The sequence below is a fragment of the Aeromonas taiwanensis genome, assembly GCF_000820165.1.
Lineage (GTDB): Bacteria > Pseudomonadota > Gammaproteobacteria > Enterobacterales > Aeromonadaceae > Aeromonas > Aeromonas taiwanensis.
Genome location: NZ_CDDD01000077.1, coordinates 1 through 16,882, shown reverse-complemented (window position 1 = coordinate 16,882; position 16,882 = coordinate 1). Strand labels below are relative to the sequence as shown.

The 16,882-nt window shown below is 64.4% G+C and carries 15 protein-coding genes; 8 read left to right on the top strand and 7 right to left on the bottom strand.

What is annotated here, in order from left to right; all coding sequences use genetic code 11:
* The 3 genes from BN1136_RS13840 (at position 1) to BN1136_RS13830 (ending at position 3,243) form a co-directional block, all read left to right on the top strand.
* Positions 1 to 669: a P-loop NTPase family protein gene (locus BN1136_RS13840; protein WP_043760912.1), complete on the top strand. Its 669-nt coding sequence runs from the start codon at positions 1 to 3 to the stop codon at positions 667 to 669.
* A 9-nt stretch (positions 670 to 678) separates the two neighbouring features.
* Entirely contained in the window at positions 679 to 2,166 is a 1,488-nt protein-coding gene (locus BN1136_RS13835) for a SpoIIE family protein phosphatase (protein ID WP_043760909.1), read from the top strand.
* 75 nt (positions 2,167 to 2,241) lie between these two features.
* A complete protein-coding gene (locus BN1136_RS13830) occupies positions 2,242 to 3,243 on the top strand; it encodes a glycosyltransferase family 4 protein (protein WP_043808693.1) in 1,002 nt (333 codons plus the stop codon).
* A gap of 485 nt (positions 3,244 to 3,728) precedes the next feature.
* Here BN1136_RS13830 and BN1136_RS13825 read toward each other — a convergent pair whose 3' ends face one another.
* From BN1136_RS13825 to BN1136_RS13815, 3 genes are read right to left on the bottom strand one after another with little or no spacing between them, the layout of a single operon-like run.
* Positions 3,729 to 4,364 (bottom strand): sugar transferase, encoded by a 636-nt coding sequence (locus BN1136_RS13825; protein WP_043760904.1) that lies wholly within the window; start codon positions 4,362 to 4,364, stop codon positions 3,729 to 3,731.
* Positions 4,361 to 5,554 (bottom strand): glycosyltransferase family 2 protein, encoded by a 1,194-nt coding sequence (locus BN1136_RS13820; RefSeq protein ID WP_043760902.1) that lies wholly within the window; start codon positions 5,552 to 5,554, stop codon positions 4,361 to 4,363. Before BN1136_RS13820 ends, BN1136_RS13825 begins: the two co-directional genes overlap by 4 nt.
* A gap of 48 nt (positions 5,555 to 5,602) precedes the next feature.
* The gene (locus tag BN1136_RS13815) at positions 5,603 to 6,706 is read right to left on the bottom strand and encodes a glycosyltransferase (RefSeq protein WP_043760900.1); all 1,104 of its coding nucleotides are present in this window, start codon (positions 6,704 to 6,706) and stop codon (positions 5,603 to 5,605) included.
* Between the two features lie 189 nt (positions 6,707 to 6,895).
* On the opposite strand from BN1136_RS13815, the gene BN1136_RS13810 reads away from it, so the two are divergent.
* The 3 genes from BN1136_RS13810 to BN1136_RS20255 all read left to right on the top strand — a co-directional run bounded on the left by BN1136_RS13810 (position 6,896) and on the right by BN1136_RS20255 (position 10,075).
* Positions 6,896 to 8,299, top strand: a complete 1,404-nt coding sequence (locus BN1136_RS13810; RefSeq protein ID WP_043760899.1) for a GumC family protein — start codon at positions 6,896 to 6,898, stop codon at positions 8,297 to 8,299.
* A 386-nt stretch (positions 8,300 to 8,685) separates the two neighbouring features.
* A complete protein-coding gene (locus tag BN1136_RS19930; RefSeq protein ID WP_197068456.1) occupies positions 8,686 to 9,537 on the top strand; it encodes a DUF3800 domain-containing protein in 852 nt (283 codons plus the stop codon).
* Positions 9,538 to 9,598: 61 nt separating this feature from the next.
* Positions 9,599 to 10,075: a hypothetical protein gene (locus tag BN1136_RS20255; protein ID WP_152552618.1), complete on the top strand. Its 477-nt coding sequence runs from the start codon at positions 9,599 to 9,601 to the stop codon at positions 10,073 to 10,075.
* 266 nt (positions 10,076 to 10,341) lie between these two features.
* Here BN1136_RS20255 and BN1136_RS13805 read toward each other — a convergent pair whose 3' ends face one another.
* Positions 10,342 to 11,190: a DUF1194 domain-containing protein gene (locus tag BN1136_RS13805; RefSeq protein ID WP_043808690.1), complete on the bottom strand. Its 849-nt coding sequence runs from the start codon at positions 11,188 to 11,190 to the stop codon at positions 10,342 to 10,344.
* Between the two features lie 88 nt (positions 11,191 to 11,278).
* Between BN1136_RS13805 and BN1136_RS13800 the strand changes: the two genes are divergently transcribed.
* Positions 11,279 to 12,100, top strand: coding sequence for a hypothetical protein (locus BN1136_RS13800; protein WP_081843750.1), 822 nt, complete (start codon positions 11,279 to 11,281; stop codon positions 12,098 to 12,100).
* Positions 12,084 to 12,536 (top strand): hypothetical protein, encoded by a 453-nt coding sequence (locus tag BN1136_RS13795; RefSeq protein WP_043760873.1) that lies wholly within the window; start codon positions 12,084 to 12,086, stop codon positions 12,534 to 12,536. The genes BN1136_RS13800 and BN1136_RS13795 overlap by 17 nt, the downstream gene beginning before the upstream one ends.
* On the opposite strand, the gene BN1136_RS13790 is transcribed toward BN1136_RS13795, so the two are convergent.
* The 3 genes from BN1136_RS13790 to BN1136_RS13780 all read right to left on the bottom strand — a co-directional run bounded on the left by BN1136_RS13790 (position 12,511) and on the right by BN1136_RS13780 (position 16,648).
* Positions 12,511 to 13,026: a hypothetical protein gene (locus BN1136_RS13790; protein WP_231557885.1), complete on the bottom strand. Its 516-nt coding sequence runs from the start codon at positions 13,024 to 13,026 to the stop codon at positions 12,511 to 12,513. The two genes, BN1136_RS13795 and BN1136_RS13790, sit on opposite strands and share 26 nt — an antisense overlap.
* Positions 13,027 to 13,037: 11 nt before the next feature.
* A complete protein-coding gene (locus BN1136_RS13785; protein ID WP_043808701.1) occupies positions 13,038 to 15,512 on the bottom strand; it encodes a hypothetical protein in 2,475 nt (824 codons plus the stop codon).
* Between the two features lie 89 nt (positions 15,513 to 15,601).
* Entirely contained in the window at positions 15,602 to 16,648 is a 1,047-nt protein-coding gene (locus BN1136_RS13780; protein ID WP_231557883.1) for a glycosyltransferase, read from the bottom strand.
* Positions 16,649 to 16,882: the final 234 nt, after the last annotated feature.

The window sequence follows — 16,882 nt, the reverse complement described above, 5'->3', positions numbered from 1 at the left end:
ATGAGCATCCCCATCCAGTACCTGGAACTGGAGTCGCTCTACGCCTCGACCCTGGCGCGGGGGATCCGCTCCCTGGCGGTGACCTCGGCGGAAGGGGGCGAGGGGGTCAGCACCATCTGTGAGGCGCTGGCCAGGCGCGCCGAGGCGGACGGCCTCAAGACCCTGCTGGTGGATCTCAATCTCTGCCATCCTGGCCGGTCTGCCCCTCTGGCCTGGGGCCCGAACGACGTGCCCGAGCCCCTGCATCAGGGTCAGACCCTGGCGGTGCTGCCGGCACCGGGCAAGGATCTGATGGCCTTTCGCAACAAGGAGACCCTGCGCCAGCTGCTGGTGCGCTGGCTCGAGCACTATGACGTGGTCATCTTCGATACCTCCCCCCTCAACGCCCTCAACCGGGGCAATATTCCGGCGGATCTGGTGTGCGCCGCCTGCGAGGGGGCTCTGTTGGTGGTGCTGGCCGGGGTGACGCCGACCACCATGGTGCAGAGCGCCGTGGAGAAGCTGACCCGGGCCGAGGCCAATCTGCTGGGGGCCGTGTTCAACGACAGGGTCAACCCGGGGCTCGCCAGCGAGATCCTGCGCGAGCTCAACCGGCTGCCGAGCAACCGCCTGACCGAGTGGCTCAAACGCTGGTGTCGGCGCAGCGCCCTGCTCAATTTCCGGATCTGAGGAGACGCGATGGAAGAGTGGCTGCGATCCGCCCCCGCCACCCTGCAGTCGGTGCGCGACCTGCGTGCCCGCCTGGCTCAGGGGTTGGCGCTGTTTCAGGTGCCTCCTCGGGAGCAGGCCAACTGGCTGCTCTGCTTTAGCGAACTCGCCACCAATATCGTGCGCCATGGCTCGCCGCCGGCGAGCCACCTCTGGCTCACCCTGCAGCAGGACGAATCCGGCCTGAGCCTGCTGCTCGATGACGACGGCGGGCCCCAGCCTGCCCTGGCGGCGACCCCCCTGCCGGATGAGCCCCAGGAGGGGGGCTATGGTCTGGCGCTGGTGCACCGGCTGTTTGACGAGGTGAACTTCAGCCGGGAGGGGGATCGCAACCGGGTGAGGCTGCGAGCCCGGGGCAGTGCCAGTCAGGCGCCCGTGGTGGCGGTGATCGACGATGACAGGGTGATGCGCACCCTGCTCACCGGCTATCTGCACGAGCACTACCGGGTCGAGAGCTACGCCGACCCCTGCGCCGCCTTGCAAGCGCTCGGTCGCCAGCCGCCAGCCCTGGTGCTCTCCGACATCGAGATGGAGGGGATAGACGGCTTCGCCCTGCGCCAGCAGCTGATGAAGGATCCCAAGATGCGCGGTGTCCCCTTTATCTTCCTGACCGGCCATCAGGATCAATGGACCCAGAGCCGGGCCGGCGCCCTCGGCATCGACGATTTTCTGGTCAAGCCCATCACCAAGCAGGCGCTGCAGCAGGCGGTCTTTCGGGTGCTGCAGCGTTCGGCCCAGCTCAAGGCCCAGTGGGGGGATCAGCTGGATCAGCGCATGACCTCGGCCCTTCGCCCCCTGCTGCCGGCCAACCAGCTGCACGGCTATCAGCTGGCGCTGCAGACCCGCGCCGCCGCCGTGGGCGGGGGAGATTTTCTGCTGGTGAGGGATCGGGTGCTGTGGCTCGGGGACGTGATGGGGCACGACGCCGAGGCCAAGTTCTTCGCCCACGCCTATGCGGGCTATCTGCGAGGCCTGCTGACCGCCCAGAGCGAGCAGCGATCCCCTGCCAGCCTGCTGACTACCCTGGCCACCGCAGTCCACAGCGATCCTCTGCTGGGCGCCACCCTGCTCACCACCCTCTGCATCGAGCTGGGGGAGGCAGGCTTGATCCGCTGGGCCAGCGCCGGGCACCCGGCGCCCTGGCTTGTCAGGGCGGACGGCATGCGCCAGCTCGGTGTCACCGGTCCCTTGCCAGGCCTGCGGCCGGATCCCCACTACGACACCTGCGAGCATCAGCTCCAGCCGGGGGAGCGTCTGCTGTTCTGGACAGACGGCCTCCTGGAGAGCAGGGATCCTGCCGAGCGCCAGTCGTGGGAGGCGCAGCTGCAGCAGATCTGCCTGGCCCCCGAGCCCGAGCTGGCCCGGCTGGCCCAGCAGATCGCCACCTGGTTTGACGAGCGGGCCGCCAGCGCCCCGGACGACATGACCCTGCTGCTGGTCGCCCTGCCTGCCGGCTGAAAACCTCCCATCTCTGGCCCGCTCTATGCAACCTCCCTGTGGTATCTGGTCCGATACCACGAGAGGAGTGCGACTATGTTGCCAACACATCAGATCTGGCTCGCCATCGATGCCCGCCAGGTCGGCGGGATCGAGGTTCACATCACCCACCTCGCCAGCGATCTGCTGGCCAGAGGGCTGGACACCACCATAGTGCTGGTGGAAGACCACGGCATGACCCCCTTTGTCGCCCTGCTGAAACAGCAGGGGCTGCCGTATCGCGTCTGTCGCAACAGTCGGGACTTCGTGCGGGTGCTGGCGAGCCAGCCCGGCTTCGTGCTGCTGCACACCCATGGCTACAAGGCCGGGATCCTGGGCCGCCTCACCGCCTGGTGCACAGGTACCCCAGTGGTGTCGACCTTCCACAGCGGGGATGAGGGGGAGGGGAAGCTGAAGTTCTACAGCTGGCTCGACCGGATCACGGCGCGCTTTGCGAAGTGCATTGCAGTGAGCGAGCCCATCGCTCGCAGATTGCCGGTGCCAAGCACCGTCATCAGCAACTTTGTGCCCATGCCGGCAACTCCGGCGGCGGTGGCGGGCAATCGCATCGCCTTCGTCGGCCGCCTCTCTGACGAGAAGGGGCCCGAGGCGTTCTGCCAGCTGGCGTCCCTCTGCCCCCAGGGGGAGTTTCACCTCTACGGCGACGGCCCCCTCATGGGAGGGCTGCGCATGCAATACGGGGACAGGGTGGCGTTTCACGGTTTTCGCCAGATGGCCGATGAGTGGCAGCTGATCGATCTGCTCTGCATCACCTCCCGCTTCGAGGGGCTGCCCCTGGTGGCCCTGGAGGCCATGGCCCATGGCATCCCGGTCTGCACCTTCGCGGTGGGGGGGCTGGTCTCCCTGATCGACCACAAGTGCAACGGCTGGCTGGTGGCGCCGGGCCAGGTGCAGGAGATGGCGGCCGTCGTCAACTACTGGCTGCACAGTGACGCACGGCTGCGCGGTGCCATGAGCCGGGCAGCCCGCCAGACCATCACCCGGGGCTACAGCGTCAACCACAGGGTCAGCGACATCCTGGCGGTCTATACCGCCTGATCCCGATCCGCAAACAACCAGCAAGCACAGCGAGTGGCCAGGCCACTCGCTTTTTTATGGCCTATCGCCAGCTCCCCCGCCCGTGTTCTCAGCCCCCCTGTCATCCTCCCGCTGGCGTCTCTGCCCCTCTATCCGGCGCAAGCCAGGCTGCGGGGCAGGATGGCACGGTTCGCGAGGCTCCCGGCCACCTAGCGGCGCACCCTAGGCACCAGGAACAGCGACACCATCACCTTGCCAGAGAGCGGGTCGCGGGGTCTGTGTCCCGTTACAAGGGTCAGGGGCGCCGTGATGGCTGTGGCGCCAGCCGCCCCGGGGGGAACATGGTCACCTATCTGGTGAGGGGATCTGTGTGAGGCAAACCACGGGCGCGGCTTGCGGTCGGCAATGAAAAGGGGGGGCAGGATGGGAACAGCAGAGGGAACGTGAGGGGAAAAGCATCGGGCCACCGCCAGGGCAGTGGCCCGAAAACAGACCAAGGGGGAGGATCAGCGCCCCTTTCGGCCCACCATGATGGCGACCGTCTTGCCGATGATCTGCATGTCCTGCACCAGCCAGCGCCAGGGGTGGAGCAGGGCGAGGGAGTAGGCGAGATCGAAGGCGAGCTTGCTGCGCACGTCATCCAGGGATTCGTCATAGCCCTGATTGACCTGGGCCAGCCCGGTGATGCCGGGGGTCACCTCATAGGTGCGCTCGATAAAGAAGGGCACCGCATCTTCCAGCCGGTTGGCGATGCCGGGGCGCTCCGGCCGGGGCCCGATGAGCGACATCTCCCCCTTGAGCACATTGAGGAACTGGGGCAGCTCGTCGAGCCGGGTCTTGCGCAGGAAGTTGCCGCTGCGGGTGATCCGGCTGTCGGCCTTGCCACACCAGACCGGCCCCGTGCCCGCCTCGGCATCGGCCCGCATGGTGCGAAACTTGATCATGAAGAAGAGCTCGGTGTGGCTGGCGTGGCTGCGGCCGATGCGCAGCTGGCGAAAGAACACCGGACCCGGGCTGTCGAGACGAATGGCCAGCATGATGAGGGGCCACAGGGGCAGGGTCAGCAGCAGGCCGAGGCTGGCGCCGACCAGATCCATGGTGCGCTTGATCACCAGGGTCATCTTGGGGATGGGATGTTTCATGCTGCTTTCTCCTGTGCAGTGGGGCGTGCCCGCATCCGCAGGCCGTAACGCAGGGTGCCGATGCCGTTGTACCAGTGTCCGAGCACCAGATAGTGGATCTTGCGAAGCAGGTTGGGCCAGGGATGGACCGGGGCGAGCTGGATCAGCATCACCAGGGCATAACCCAGCAGTTGGGCGGCCAGCAGCGCCATGAACAGGGGCGAGTGGATGGCGAGGGGAATGGCGCACAGCCAGAGCAGGGTCAGGCACAGGGGCATGAGCACACGCAAGCCCTTGCCGCTGGCGAAGTTGAATGCCACCCAGCCGAATCTGGGGTGGAGCAGGGGCAGCAGTCTGAGCAGCTGCTGGGTGTTGCCGGCGCCGATGCGCTGCCGGCGTACCGACTCCAGCATGGCATCGGAGACTTCCAGCTCCAGGGCGGCGCAGCGGTTGTCGTACACCGCCTTGTAGCCCCTGGCGATGGCCTGCATCGGCAGGATGAAGTCATCGTTGATGGTGTCGGGCGGCAGCGGGGCCAGGCAGTCACGGCGCATCACGTAGAAGGCGCCGTGGGCTCCCAGCATGCTGCCAAGGGCGGATTCGCACAGCTTGATCTGGCTCTGGTAGCGCCAGTAGCTCTCTTCCCCCTGGGAGCCAGGCTGCCAGAAGCGATAGGCCTCGCCCACCACGCCGATGGCGGGATCCTGGAAGTGGGCGGCGGCCAGCAGCAGGCTGTCAATGGGCAGCAGGGCCGACACATCGCTGAAGGCCACCAGTGGGGTGTCTATCTGGGTCATGGCCTCGTTGAGCACCGCCACCTTGCCGCGATTGCGGGGGTGGTCGAACAGCCGGATCCGCAGCTGCTGCAAGGCGGGATCCCCGAGCTGGCACAGCGCGATGGGGTAGCTGTCGTCGGTGCAGCCATCGAAGTGCAGGTGCACCTCCAGCTTGTCGGCCGGATAGTCGAGGCTGGCCAGATTCTGCAGCTTGGCTGCCAGGGTCACCGCCTCGTTGTAGACGGGCATCACCAGAGTGATGGCGGGGAGGGCCGCGTCGTCAGGCGCCTGCCGAAAATCGCGCTGCCTCGGCGCCGGCCGGTGAAGCTGCGCGCTGGCCCGCTTGCCGAGGCAGCTGAGCAGCAGGGGGTAGCCGACATGGTGGTACACCACCAGAGCCGCACACAGCCAGAACAGGATCATGAGCCACTCCATGGGACACTCCTTTGTTACTCGTTGACGCGCCTTGGCGCTAGGGTCGATTCAACGGACATACAGCGCCTGATAGGCTTGCGCCATCCGGCTCAGGCTGCCCTGCTCGCAGACAAAGGCTCGGGTGACGGCGCGCAGGCCATGGGAGTCGAGCAACCCCTGTGCCAGAAGTTGCGCGAGCAGGACGGGATCCCGTTTTTCGAGCAGCTGGCCGCTGGCCGGGCAGACTATCTCGGCGGCGGCCCCCACGGCGCTCATCACCACGGGCACGCCGCAGGCCTGGGCTTCCAGCACGCACAGGGGCATGCCCTCCGCCAGCGACGGCAGACAGAAGAGATCCAGCCCCTGATAGAAGCGGGGCATCTGCTCCACCAGACCGAGAAAGTGGACCCGATGGGCTATGCCCAGCTGCTGGCACTGCTGCTGCAATGCATTTTGCAAACTGCCCACCCCGGCCAGTGCAAGATGCACCTCGGGGGAGAGGTGCGTCATGGCCTCCAGCAGCAGGCTGTGGCCCTTGACGGTCTCCAGGCGGGCGGCGCAGCCGATGAGCCTCACCCCCAGGGGCAGTCTCAGGGCCTGGCGTGCCAGCTCGGCGGGGCCGGGGGCAAAGCGTCTCTCGTCGATGCCATTGGGGATCACCAGGGGGGAGAGATTGCCGAGGCGGGCCTGCAGCTGGCTCGCCACCGGCGCGGCGTCCGCCACCAGGGTGGGCTTGAAGGTGCGAAGCCCGATCCCGGCCAGCTGGCGCTGGCGGGGATCGTCGAGATACCAGGCGTCGTGCTCGGTGTGCACCAAGGTCGGCACCCGGGCCAGCCGGGCGGCCAGCCCGCCATAGAGCAGCGGGCCCAGATGGTGGGTGTGCACCGCTGCCGGGCGCAGCTGGCGCAGCAAGCGGATCAGGCGATAGAGGGTGGCCAGTGACCAGCCGGCGGGCTTGTTCAGGCAGTGGATCCGCGCGGCGAACGGGGCCAGGGCGGGCCAGGCCGCGAGCAGCGCCTCCTTGCTCCCCTCCAGGGAGACGATGTGCATGGGCTGGTGGCACTCGTTGGCCTGGCTGAGGTTGAGCACCATGGTCTCCAGCCCCCCGGGCTGCAGATGCTGGACGACTTGCACGATAGCGGTGCTGGCAGAGACGGACATTGGGATTGGCATGGTGCTCTCCTCTGGACATTCGCTGGGCCATCCTGGGCGTGGGAGCCTGGGCTCCGTGACCATGGCTATGCGAATCCTGTACCACCCACGCCGGAGTGCGGCGTCGAACGGTGCTTGATGTCTGGCATTGCCCTTGCAGTGCTCCTGCCTGTGGCGCTATGCCATGTCTGTCTTGTGGGGAGTGACGCCATGCCGGTCCAGTTCTACTACAACCTCCATATCATCCTCTTCGCCGCCTGGCGGCGTCGTTATCTCATCCTGATGCCGGCACTGATCATGCCCCTGGTGGGGATGGCGATCGGTGTGCTGAGCCCCAAGGTGTACGAGAGCCGCACCACCTTCATGGTGCCGCAGGACTCCAACCAGACGCCGACCCTCAAGGATCTGATCACCCAGGAGAGCCTCAAGGATCGCTTCGCGGTGCTAGAGGCCATGCTGCGCAGCCGCTACGTGATGGACGGGGTGGCGCGGGACCGCAAGCTGGTGGATGACAACACCCCGCCGGCCAAGCGCGACGCCATCATGGACTGGCTCTCCGCGTCCGTCTCCATTCGCCTTATCGGGGACGAGGTGATCGAGCTGAAGGTGAAGGCCGACTCCGCAGAGAGCAGCGCCGGCCTGCTGGAGGCCGTGTCGCGCCGCTTCTTCTATAACCTGCTGAACAAGGGGCGCCAGTCGGCCGAGTCCTCCGAGCGCTTCCTGCAAAGCCAGCTCGACAGCCGGCGCAGCGAGCTGCAGGGGGCCGAACAGCTGCTGGCGGACTTCAAGCGCGAGCACGCCAGCGCCCTGCCGGATCAGCAAAATGCCAATGCGGCCCGGCTCTACGGCCTGAAAGAGCGCCACGCCGAGAGCCTGATCCAGCTGGCCCAGGCCAGGACGCGGGTCGAGCAGCTCTCCCGCGGGCAGGAGGGGCCGACGGCCCGCAGCCTGGAGGAGAAGCTGCAGCAGATGCAGACCGAGCTGGCGCTGCTGCGGGTGCGCTATAGCGACGAGCACAGCAAGGTGCAGAGCCTCCTCTACCAGATTGAGCAGCTGCAACAGGAGCTGGCGCGATTCAAGAGCCAGCCCGAGGCGGCCACGGGCCCCGAGTGGGAGCAGGCCAGGGCGCAGCTCGCCGAAGCCGAGCAGACGGCCGCAGGGTTGAAGCGCCAGCTCGACGAACTGACCAGGGTGGTGGCCTCCCAGGGGGAGACGGAGAGCCAGCTGGCAGAGCTGGAGCGGGACCTCGAGGTCAAGCGGGCCCTCTATCAGGATCTGCTGCTGCGCTACGAGAAGGCCAAGGTGACCGGGGCGCTGGGCAGCTTCGAGCCGAGCGAGCGGATCAAGGTGATCGACAAGCCCTTCGCCCCGAGCAAGCCCAGCAACTACCCGCTCTGGCTGTTTCTGATTGCCGGCGTGGTGGGGGGCCTGGGGCTCGGCTGCGGTCTGGCCCTGCTGATTGAACTGGCGGACACCAGCCTGCGCCGCACCGATCAGCTGGCAGCCCTTATCAAGGCGCCTGTGCTAAGCCGCATTCCCTATTGCGAGCCTGTGCATGCCTACACTAGCCAGGTGGCCCATACCCAGCCGTCGCTGGTGGAGGTACCGGGTTGATAGTTACCCATGGCCGTCAAGACAGGCCATTACTCTGAACCTGAATATTTCTGATAAGGCCTCGTGATGAGGCCTTTTTTATATCACTCATATAGCGTCTGACCAACGACGATGGTTTGCTTCGAATTTAGATGTGATTGCAAAGATAAGAATTGGTGGCGTTTTTTATTCTGCGTGTTGACTGTGATTTTAGGCGGTGATACAAATGGAGCTTGCATGTGATTTTGATAACACACTCATAAATCAGAAGCTGGTTGTAAACGCAGTGATTTTTAAAATGATTTATTGACTGTGGTGGCGAGTTGTAGGGTGGAGTTAGATGGATGGCATTACTAACACAATAATTGCCCTGCGATCTAATTACTGTTAACTGCCAAGGAGGTATCGTGCACTTCTTCTACATGGATGAAAGTGGCTGTACAGGGGCCAACCTCAAGGATGTAAATCAGCCCATTTTTGTCCTTGGCGGAATTTCCATTGCAGATCAGAAATGGAATAACACTCAAACCGAATTTTCTACAGTTATACGGAACTATTTCGATGGAAAAGTTCCTGCAGGTTTTGAGCTCCACTCACATGAATTGCTTAGCCCCAAAGGTGAGGGGCCATTTGCAGGCCATGAAATAGATAAACGACTCCAGCTCGTTAGAGATATTTTAGGGTTATTAGACAAACTTGGTCATGATGCTTTCTTTTTTGCAATCGAGAAGAATATATTGGACCAATCTGATTGCAACTTTGATTTTCCATTTGACTACAAAATTCCGTACCTTTTCTCTTTCGACTACCTAGTAACCTATATAAACTGGCACACCAAAAAGAACCTAGGGCACACTGCCAGAGGATTGATCGTTCTTGATGAGAAAGAAAATCTTCACTCAGATATTGAACGCATTGTTCACAGCAGAAGATTTGAAGGTGTTGCTGCACACAGAGTAAAGTGGATTGTAGAGTTCAGCTACCCTGTGGATTCAAGAAAAAACCCCATGATTCAGATATCTGATTTAGTTTCCTTGTGCTTGCGCAGATTTCTAGAAATAGACAAAGGCTACAAAGATGAATGGCCTGATGTTGTTAAAACATTCTACGCCGAGTGCTACAAAACAATTGACGCCCGCGTGCGCCGTAAGAACATTGTTGAAAGGTCCGGCAAGAATTCCAGGAGCCTTAATGACTTCTTAGCTGAAATTCAATGTAAACCGCGTACACGATGGAAAGCCCATTACGGCGTCTTATAAGGCCAGCTAGCAACCAGCTAAAGCCGCGCCTTAGCTAAACGTGTTTTTAGAGAGTTAAACAATGAGTAGTGTTGTTATAGTTGGAACAAAACATACAATTCAGAGAGATATATCGCATTCAGGGTTTAGAACTTACATTGAGGGGTTGATTTCTCAGTTTGGCATTAAAGTTATTGCAGAGGAAATTGATGTTGACTCAATCCCTTTGTATTTAGCTAAAAAACACAATCTTCAGTATATAAATATCGAGCCTAACCTTGAGGAACGAGCTGTGTTGGGCATTCAAAATTTCAACCAAATTGAGAACTCTATATTTATGGAATTCGATGAGTTGAATTCCAAAGAAGCAAAAATTGAATGCGAAAAACGAAAGCGGGAAGCATATCAGAGGCGTGAGAAAGAGTGGTTTAAACGAGTGAAATCCATTCAATATGAACCAATATTAGTTGTTTGTGGGGCCAATCACTTGGAATCATTTTCAGATCTGTTGGAGAAAGCCGGTTTCTCTGTTACAAAACATTGTGAACTGTGGGAATAGAACATAACAAACTATTCAAGAGAGACTCTCAACGTCTGGAGTTTCCAGTCCGATTGAGCTGCGATGGTTACTTTGTTGCGTTTGATTTCTTGTGGTAAAGCGTTGCTAGCCGTATTAGGTGTGAGCTAGTAATGTTTGGCCTTTGAGGCCGCGTCTCGGGCTTATCGATTGCAGTATTAAGCACAGCCGATGTGTATTAATTACCAGATCTACGGCCTAAACACAGGGAGCCATGGCTCCCTAATCTCTGCACATAGGGTGACAAACTAACCGATGACCGGCATCCGTTGCCATCCGGCATTCTGCTGGTTGCGACCTTGAGTACGACGTTGATAACGCCAGGCCAGCAGCAAGGGCATGCCGAGCAGCAGCTGGGCCGCCAGCGGGATCTCTTCGATGGGGGCCGCCAGCGCACCCTCCGGGATGATCCCCCCCTCAATTTCGGCCGCGAGTTTCAGCTCCAGGGCGCTGCCAAAATCGGCAAAGGTGGTGGCGTTGATGACGAAGGCATCCTCGCCGCCGGCGATATTATTCAGATACCAATCCTGCAGCACCCCATCGGGGTAGTCCTGGCCTATGGTGATGCCGTTGATGGTATCGATGCCGGAGGCGAGCAGCTGATCCCGCACCGTGGAGGTGTCGAGCCCTGCGTTCTGGATCCCGTCACCGGAGACATCCATCACCTGGCGCGTGGCGGTAAAGTCGTTGGTCTCGAACTGCAGGGCGCCGAATTGCATGGCCGAGCCCGGCGCCGTCATCCCCGAGTAGGGGCGCACCAGGGCGTCCAGGGTGGCGGCAAACTCGTTGATGGAGGTCATGTCATAGAGGTAGAACCAGTCGGTCATCACCGCCTGCTGGGTGGTGCCGCTCCACATCACCATCTGGACCGCGATGGAGCCCAGCTTGCCATCGCTGGTATCCAGGATGGCGTCTTGCACCGCCTGGCTGTAAAAGGCGTCCACATATCCCTGCAACTGCAGGTTGAACTCGGACGCGCTGACGCTGCCCGACACATCCATCAGCAGTTGCAGCTCGGTATCCACTTCGGTCAAAGCGTAGGCGGGGGCGCTGACCAGCAGCATTCCCACCAGCCCTGCCAACGGTTTGAGTCTCATCGCTCGCTCCTTCTCCTTGGGCCTGGAACTCAGTGCCGACCAGAGTAATGAATAAAGCGTGCCACTTTGCAGGCGGTCCGAAGCGGGCATGGAACTTGCGGTCTCCAGCCAGGATGCGTGTGCAAGAGAGCGGGGTGAGGCGATGGAGATCCGTCCCTGGCAGTGGGCGCCCAACTGGTTGCTGTTGGGGCTCGTCAATCAGTGGGCCATGGTGTGGCTCAACACGGGGCAGTTCAACCTGCTGGTGGTGTTGCTGATCGCCAGCTGGTGGCAAATTGCATCGCGGGTTGCAGCGCACTGGCAGCCTGGCCGTGCCAGCCTACTGTGCTTCTCGCTGCTGAGCGTGATCCCGAGCGCCAGTTGCAAGGCGCTGGCCTGCCTGCTGCTGGTCGCGAGCCTGTGGCGGCGCAAGCAGGGGGCAGACGAGCGTGCCGTGCTGCACATCGTGGTGGCCTTCACCCTGGCCGTGCTGTGGGGGCAGCAGCTCTTTGCCCTCTTCTCCGGCCCCGTGCTGGCGATCGATGCCTGGGGAGTGGGCCAGTGGTTGCAGCTGCTGGGGTGGGAGACGGTGCAAAGTGGCAATCGCATCGAGCGGGTGGGGGGGCATGCCCTGATCGTGCTCAAAGGCTGTTCCTCGTTCTCCCAGCTCTATCTGGTGGCCCTGGCCTGGCTGGTCTCTTCCTGCTGGCTCGCCCCCGGGCGGGCCCTGCATCGCCAGTTGCCCCTGCTGGGGCTGGTCCTGCTCTGCTATATGGGCAGCAACCAGCTGCGTCTGGTGCTGATGAGCCTGGATCTGCGCTGGTACGGCTGGCTGCATACCGGCACGCTTGCCCAGCTCTATCAATGGCTGGTGATGCTGCTGGTGATGACACTGCTGTTTATGAGGGGGCGTCATGAAAGGAGTGCCTAGGGGGTATCTCTGGCTGCTGCTGGTGGCGCTCGCCTCCACCGGCGCCATGGGGTGGCGCTATCAGCACCGCCAGCCGGTGGATGGTACGCGCCAGATGCTGCGGGAACTCAGCCAGCTCGGCTGGCAGATGCAGGGGGCGCGCCCCGTGCTGGGGGGCACCTATGTGGGCTACCGGCTGCGCCACCCCGATTGTGACGGTGTCTTGCAGGCGATGGCGGTGGCCCCGGATCGGGAGGCCATGTCGGTAAAACTCGCAGGGGCTGGCCGGCTGCAGGGGGTGATGTTCGAGGGGCGCTGGCACCCGGAGCCGCCGCTGCTGGCCTATCGCTTCCATCAGGGCTGGAACACGCTGTGGGGAAACGCACCAGCCCCCCTCTATCGGGTCGCGCTGCCCGGGGCCTGCCTTGCCCTTATTGCGCCTGGGGAGCCTCGCTGAGGGGGCTCGCCGCGTCGGCGGGCAGCACCCGGATCATCAGGGTGTTCGGGGCCAGCATAGGATCGTAGCGCGGCTCTATCTCGATGGCGCGGGCACTGAGCAGGCCGGTCAGCTTGCCAAGGCGGCTGCTGGCAAGGCGCGCACTCTCCAGCAGGTCGGTCTGCGGCCCGGGGCCGCTGATAAGGGCTATCTTCGCCGGATCCCGCTGGCCGAGAAACTGGTGCAGCTGCTGCTCCTGATCCGCCGCCAGCATCACTGCTTCCTCCTGATAAGTCAGCGACAGCTGGGCCTGCTCGGCCAGCTGCTGCTGGCGCAGCTGTGCCAGCATGGGCAGGGGATCCTCGGTGGGCGTCTGGCGGGCACAACCGCCAAGTAGCAAAGAGGGCAGCAAGGAGAGCAACAAGCCTGCGGCGAGCCCGCTCTGGCGGGGGCGGCGCGCGGCACGCTGGCGCCCGTAAGCCTTTATGTGGGTGACGTTCTGATGCGGCATAAGCTGGCCAGTCAGGGGGATGAATGGGCTCCAGTTTGCAATGTTTTCAAGCCCTTGGCCAGTTGTTCAATCTCGCCGCGAAAGCCGCTCCAGCGGCTGGCGGGGAGCGCTTCGGTCTGCTGCCAGCGGGTGGGCACCGAATCGCGCAGCCGCTGCAGCAGCAGGGCCGCCTCCACCTGCTGGCGCGCCGCCTGCTCGAGCCAGGTGAGCCAGCGCAGATCCTCGATGCCCTGTTGCAGTAGCAACAGATCGTAGGAGAGGCGACGGGCCTCGCAGGCCTGGGGGCCCAGCAGCAGAAAGTCGCTCTCGCGCCCGTCGGTGGGGTCGTAGGGCAGGGCGGTGGGCATGCGCCCGTGCCACTGCAGGTAACCCTCGGCCCCGCTCTGCCAGAGGTAGAAGCCGGCGGCGCGCGGGGTGCCGAGGTTGTAAAACCAGGGGGCGGCCCCGGCGGCCCTCACCCGTGCCACATCGGCCTTGTCGGCGCCAAAGCCTGCGTTGACCAGGGCTATCTCCACCTCGGCCAGCAAGGGCGCCTGGGCGGGGTGGTTGAAGTGACCGGCCCGCACCACGGCAGGATCCCGCCGCTTCATCTCGCGGGCCATGGCTTGAATGGCGGGCAGGGCGCCGAGATCCGGCTCGTCAAACAGGCTCCAGGCCAGGGGCGGCAGCCCCCGGGCGCGAAAGGCGGCCTGGCGCTGCTGCCAGGCTTCGAGCCGGCTGTTGGCGTCGCTGCCCCAGCGCTTGAGGGAGGCGTAGGCCAGCAAGGGGGTGTGAAAACCAAGGCCGATGGCCTCCTCCTGGGTGGCGCGCATCCCGGCTTCATCCTGGGGCAGGGCGGGGGCCACGCCGCTTATCCCAAGCCCGGCGAGCCGCGCCAGATCGCAGCGACTGGCGGCCAGCTGGGCACTGGCCAGCTCCGGGCCCTGGTTGAACCAGCCAAGGTAGGGGGGCGTGTCGAGGTAGATGCCGACCGGTTTGCTGGCGGCGGGCAGGGTCAGGGGCAGCACCTCGACCTCTAACGGCAGCTGCACCAGCTGCTGGTGGCTGAGCAGCTGGATATTGCCCTGATAGCGCCCCGCCGGCGCATCTTTCGGAATGGGAAGATGCAGCACCAGGCGCCTTGGCACCCGGCGCTTGAGGGTGAGCCCAGCCACCCCCTCCACCAGCTCCTGATCCGAGGGGAGCAGCAGGGTGCCGCTCGCTTGGGGGCGCACCAGATGCCACTGGCCGTGGTAGGGGGTCAGCGGCAGGGTGACGCCGTTGGCTGCCGGCGGCTGGATCACCAGCAGGGGGGCGGCGTCATCCTCGGGCGTCTCGATGACGAATTCCAGCAGCAGCTGGCTGCCCCGGGCGGCCAGTACGGGAGTGGCGGGGGTTGCCGGGCTGGCTTTGGCACTCAAGGTCGGCTGACTCGGCGTGATGGGGGTCAGGGTGAGGCGAGCGGGGGATTCTGGCAGCGAATAGGGGGCCAGGGCCCACTTCTCCGTAAAGAGCTGACGCTGCTTGGCCAGCACCAACCGGGTGGCTTCGGCCAGCGCAGGAGCGTCCGTCTTGGCGTCAGCCTGCTTGTCCGCCGCCGGATAGGGGGCCAGCAGCAGGCCGGAGAGAAATTTCGCATCCGGCGAATTGCCCCCCAGGGTGAGGGTGAGCGGGCCGGCCGGGTGCTCGAGCACCAGGCTGACCGGCCCCCCCTGGCGGGCACCAAACAGCAGCCAGGGGTCTGGATTGGGCAGCGCCTCCTGCTGCTGGCCGGCGAGATAGCGCTGGGCCAGCCACTCGTCCGGCTGCCACCGCTCGGCCCAGAGCGGTTCGCCATCGATCAGCACGCTGCGTTCGAGGGGGTGGGGCAGGTACTCCCACTCGCCCGGATCGTCGAGCCAGAGGGTGAGCTGGTAGCGCCCCTTGGGAACCTCCAGCCTGACGCCGTCGAGGTTGCGCAGCCCGTCGCGGATCAGCGCATCGCCGGAGGGGCGCAAGATAGGGCTGGGGTGGCCAAGCAGACGCGGATCCCCCGGCGCCAGGGACTCGAAACCGGTAAAGCGAGGCGAGTCGCTCGCCCCCAGATCGAGGGCTATGGTGCCGGCGGGCAGGGTCAGCCCGGGGGACCAGTACCAGCGTGTCAGGGTGAGCGGCGCCGCCCCGTCAGCCATAAAGAGATAGAGCCTGGTGAGCTGGTCGAGGGCCAGGGCCCTGGGCTGGGCGGTGCGCCAGTCGCTTAAAGAAAAACGCAGGGTGAAGGGGCCCGGGGGGATGATCCGCTCCATATTGACCCGGCTGCGGTAGTTGACCGAGGCGGCGTCATCGACCCGCAGGATCAGGGTCTGGGGGCCGGCCGCGGGATTGTGACCCTCGATCACCAGTTCATCATCCGCCCCGACGGGCCAGGGCAGGCGCTCGAAGGTGAGACGCTGGGGCGTCTGCTCGCCGCTCAGCGGCAAGGAGGTGGGGCCATCAAGGCGGCTCGCCGCCAGCACAGGGCTCCCCATTATCAAGCAGAGGGCCGGCAGGCTGAGGGTGAGCAGGCCGAGGACCTGCAGCCAGCATGCCCTGTGCAAACACGCCGCCAGCCAGCCCATCAGGCCAGCCCCGCCAGCCAGGTCTTCAGCTCGTCGGCCCTGTGATCCCAGCTCTGCTGCGCCACCGCCTGCTGGCGCTGCGCTTTTCCCTCGTGGCAGGTCAGCGCCTCCCACTCGTAGCGCAGGAACCAGTCCTGCCCGGGGGCGTCGAGGGCGGCGTGCTGGATGGCCTGGGCCAGGCTGTCACCCGGGCGGGGCAAGTGCACCAGCTCCCGATAGCCGTCCAGGGCCGGAAAATCGGTGCTGACCACGGGCCGGCCGGTCGCCAGATACTCGCGCAACTTCAGCGGATTGCAGGCCCTGATCTGGGCATTGTCGACGAAGGGCAGCAGGCTCACCTGCCAGTGCTGGGCGTAGGCGGCCAGGGTGTGGTGAGGCCTTGGGCCGAGCAGGTGCACATTGGGCAGTCCTGCCAGCGGGCTCAGGTCAGTCTGCTTGGGCCCTATCAGCACCAGATCCCAGTGGGGCAGGGCGCGGGCGGTGTCGGCCAGCAGGGGAACGTCTATCCAGTCGCTCAGGCTGCCGTAAAACCCGGCGATGGGGCGCCCGCTCGGCAGATCCGCCGGCCTGGGTTGGGGGGGCATAAAGAGGCCGAGATCCACCCCGTGGCTCAGCAGCCGGGTCTTGTGGGGGGGAAAGCGGCTGGCCAGCGCCGGACTGGCGGCGAGGATAAGGTCTGCTTTTTCTACCAGCCTGGCCTCGCAGCGGGCGATGGCTTCGTGATCCACCCCCGCCAGGGCCGAGAAGTCGTCGCCGCAGTAGTAGATCACCGCCCGCTCGCCGAGCTTGCCCACCAGATCCACCGCGCTTGGCAGGGAGATCCAGAGCAGCGGCCTGTCGAGCTCGGGCAGCTGGCGGCGGATCTGGGCCGCCAGCCAGTGGCCGTTGATCCGCCCCGCCAACGGGCTGCCGGGCAAGGGCAACGCCAGCGGCGGCATCACCTGGGGCGTCGGCTCTTCCTGGGGGACGAGGGCAGGGGCCCGCTCCTTGGCCGGGCGGCGCAGCACGGCCCCCAGCTTGCGGCCGAGCCGGCCAAGGTCGCGCACGTTGAGGCGGGGGGGGCGGCGGGCGGGGGGGGTGGCCCCAGGGACCCCCTAGGCCGGGCGCCGGGGGCTGGTGAGGGGGTGGGGGGGGGGGGGGGGCTGGCGCCCCGCCTTCCCCCCCCACCACCTCCCTCCTCCGCGGCGGCCCTTTTTGTCGGCCCGTCCCCCCCCCCGCCACTTCAGTCAGGATCCCTTCATGCAGGCGCTGGAGCAGGGGCTGGGTGCCGGGGTCTGGAC